This is a genomic window from Pleomorphomonas sp. T1.2MG-36 (genome assembly GCF_950100655.1).
Lineage (GTDB): Bacteria > Pseudomonadota > Alphaproteobacteria > Rhizobiales > Pleomorphomonadaceae > Pleomorphomonas.
On sequence record NZ_CATNLY010000014.1, the window covers coordinates 1,853 to 4,388 of the forward strand.

General features: G+C 57.1%; 3 protein-coding genes. All 3 read right to left on the reverse strand.

Annotation, left to right across the window (positions count from 1 at the left end):
• Nucleotides 1–604, reverse strand: a 604-nt coding sequence (locus QQZ18_RS11405; protein ID WP_284541041.1) for a tetratricopeptide repeat protein, incomplete at its 3' end; no start/stop codon positions are given.
• 344 nt (nucleotides 605–948) lie between these two features.
• Nucleotides 949–1,587: a site-specific integrase gene (locus QQZ18_RS11410; protein WP_284541042.1), complete on the reverse strand. Its 639-nt coding sequence runs from the start codon at nucleotides 1,585–1,587 to the stop codon at nucleotides 949–951.
• Nucleotides 1,521–2,471, reverse strand: a complete 951-nt coding sequence (locus tag QQZ18_RS11415; RefSeq protein ID WP_284541043.1) for an IS481 family transposase — start codon at nucleotides 2,469–2,471, stop codon at nucleotides 1,521–1,523. The genes QQZ18_RS11410 and QQZ18_RS11415 overlap by 67 nt, the downstream gene beginning before the upstream one ends.
• Between the last annotated feature and the right edge of the window lie 65 nt (nucleotides 2,472–2,536).

Genomic DNA, 2,536 nt, shown 5'->3' on the forward strand with positions numbered 1-2,536 from the left:
GCTGCAGGAGATCGATGGCCTTGGTTCCATCGACGGGAACCGGTCCGCCACGGCTGTAAAGGTCGCCAAGCTGGTAAAGAGCGCCTGCGTTACCCGTGTCGGCGACTTCTTGAACGAGGGTCAGACCCTTTTCTGTGTCGGCGGATACGCCCTGGCCTTTTGCCAGCAGCAAGCCAAGATTGAGCTTGCCTGCGGGGAGCCCCGCATCGGCTGCCTTCTGGAAGAGTTCGGCTGCCTTGGCGCCATCGGCAGGCACCACGGTACCGTCGCGATAGAGCTCGCCGAGGCGGACATAGGCTCCGGGGTTTCCGGCGTCTGCGGACTGCTGCAGGAGATCGATGGCCTTGGTTCCATCGACGGGAACCGGTCCGCCACGGCTGTAAAGGTCGCCAAGCTGGTAAAGAGCGCCTGCGTTACCCGTGTCGGCGACTTGTTCTAACTGTTGTAGCGCCACCTTCGCTTCTGACGAAGCGGGAGAGGCCTTGATCGTGTCAGTCAGAGTCTGGATATCAACTTGAGGTGCCGCATCGGTGCGTTCTTGAGCGAAACCGTTCACAGCGAAAACAAGGGCCGATGATGCAAGGAGAATTCTAAGGGTGCGCATGACGCCTCCAATTTTTTTGTAATAGGCAGCAATTCAGGCGAAGCCGACGGTAACCCAAAAAACGAACATAGGGTAAAGCCCTCATTGCCTGTTGGCAATCAAGAAGGACGCATGCGCCTCAAAGTTTGGACCACGCTGAGAGGCGCGAGACATTGTCTATTTGTTAGGGGATTCACTTAAATATTTGATTTTAACGAGTATATTGGCAATTGCAGCTCCCGGCTGAGCCCCTTGAACTAGATCCAAACTGTGTTGGCTCACCGGTTCTTGATGGCACATCTCTGTGTCGATCACGTTTGGGTGTTTTCAGACTCGGTTGAAACGGAGGGGAGAGGTAATCCTGATTACCTCCTCCAGCTCGCCAGTTTTGCCAACTCAACGCTCTGCACATACCGCGCCACCACGTTGGTTGACTTCCAGCCGCCGCTCCGCATGATCGGTAGGATGCCAGCGCCGTTCGCCACCATATCTTGAGCGGCGCCCACACGCATCGAATGCCCAGAGAGACGATTGGCGACTTCGGCCGGCAATCCTGCGGTAATGGCGCGCTGTTTCAGCATGCGCCCGATCGAATGCGGATGAAGAGAGTCTGGTCCGATCCACCCTTTGCGAATGCGTCGAAATAGCCATCCTTTGGAGATCTTCGCCGCTTCCAACCATCTCTTGAGCGCCTTGGCCGCAGGTGCCGATACGAATCCGTCGCGACCGTCGCCGAACTGATCGTTCTTGGCTCGTGGGATTAATGCCAGCATGCTCCCATCGCCAAGCGAAGTCAGATCTTCGAGCCGCAAGGCGGCGAGTTCCGATCGGCGGCACATGGTGTCATAACCGACCATAATGAGCGCTCGGTCGCGAAGGCCAGCGAGGTCATCCCCGCAGGCGGCAACGAGCCGATCTCTGAGCTCTTTGGTAAGGCCTAGGTGTTCAGTCCCGGCGTTTGATGGGTTGGGTCGATGATGAATCGTTCCGGTTCTGAGGTCCATCGTTTGCAGATGAACTCGTAGGGTGTGAGGCCCTTGAGGGTCTTGAGCCTGCGGCCAAAGTTGTAGGCGTTGATGAAGTCCTGGAGGTGCTGTCGCAGCTGGTTGTGATCGTCGTAGTGGAAGCGTTTGACGGTGGCGTCCTTGATGGTGCGGTTCATCCGTTCCACTTGGCCGTTGGTCCAGGGATGCTTGAGCTTGGTGAGGCGGTGTTCGATGCCGTTCTCGTCGCAGACCCGATCGAAGATGTGGTGGAAAGCGTATTTGTGACGGGCTTGGTTGGTGAACTGGATACCATTGTCGGTCAGCACCGTGTGGATGGCGTAGGGAACCGCAGCGATGAGATCGCGCAGGAACTGCGCCGCGATCATCTTGCCGGCTTTGAGATGGAGCTGGACAAAGGCAAACTTGGAAGTCCGGTCAATGGCCACAAAGAGATAGAGCTTGCCCTCGGCCGTCTGCACCTCGGCGATATCGATGTGAAAGTAGCCGATCGGATAGCTTTTGAACTTCTTCTTGCCGGGCTTATCGCCATCGACGTCGGGCAGTCGCGAGATTCCATGGCGCTCAAGACAGCGATGCAATGATGATCGCGACAGATGTGGGATCGTCGGCTGAAGCGCGTAGAGGCAGTCGTCAAGCGGTAGCAGCGTGTGCTGCCGGAAGGCAACGATGACCGCCTCCTCTTCCAACGACAGCACTGTGGAATGGGCCTCCCTCGGTCCGGTCGGCAGATCAGCGGTCGAGGTCCTCTTCTTCCATTTCGCCACGGTCTTTTGATTGATCCCGTAGCGCTTGGCCAACGCTCTCAGGCTCTCTTGACTATGCTGTATCGCTCGACGGACTGCCTCTGTCGTTGTGGCGCTGCCGTGTAGAACCTGGCCCATAGTGCATCCCTCCAAGCTTGGGAAAATAATGCACCATCAAAGCCTGGGATCAAACACCTAGGGCT

Excerpts from the sequence above, each read along its gene's own strand:
- QQZ18_RS11410 (WP_284541042.1), bottom strand. The coding sequence starts at position 1,587 with ATGGACCTCAGAACCGGAACGATTCATCATCGACCCAACCCATCAAAC.
- QQZ18_RS11415 (WP_284541043.1), bottom strand. The coding sequence starts at position 2,471 with ATGGGCCAGGTTCTACACGGCAGCGCCACAACGACAGAGGCAGTCCGT.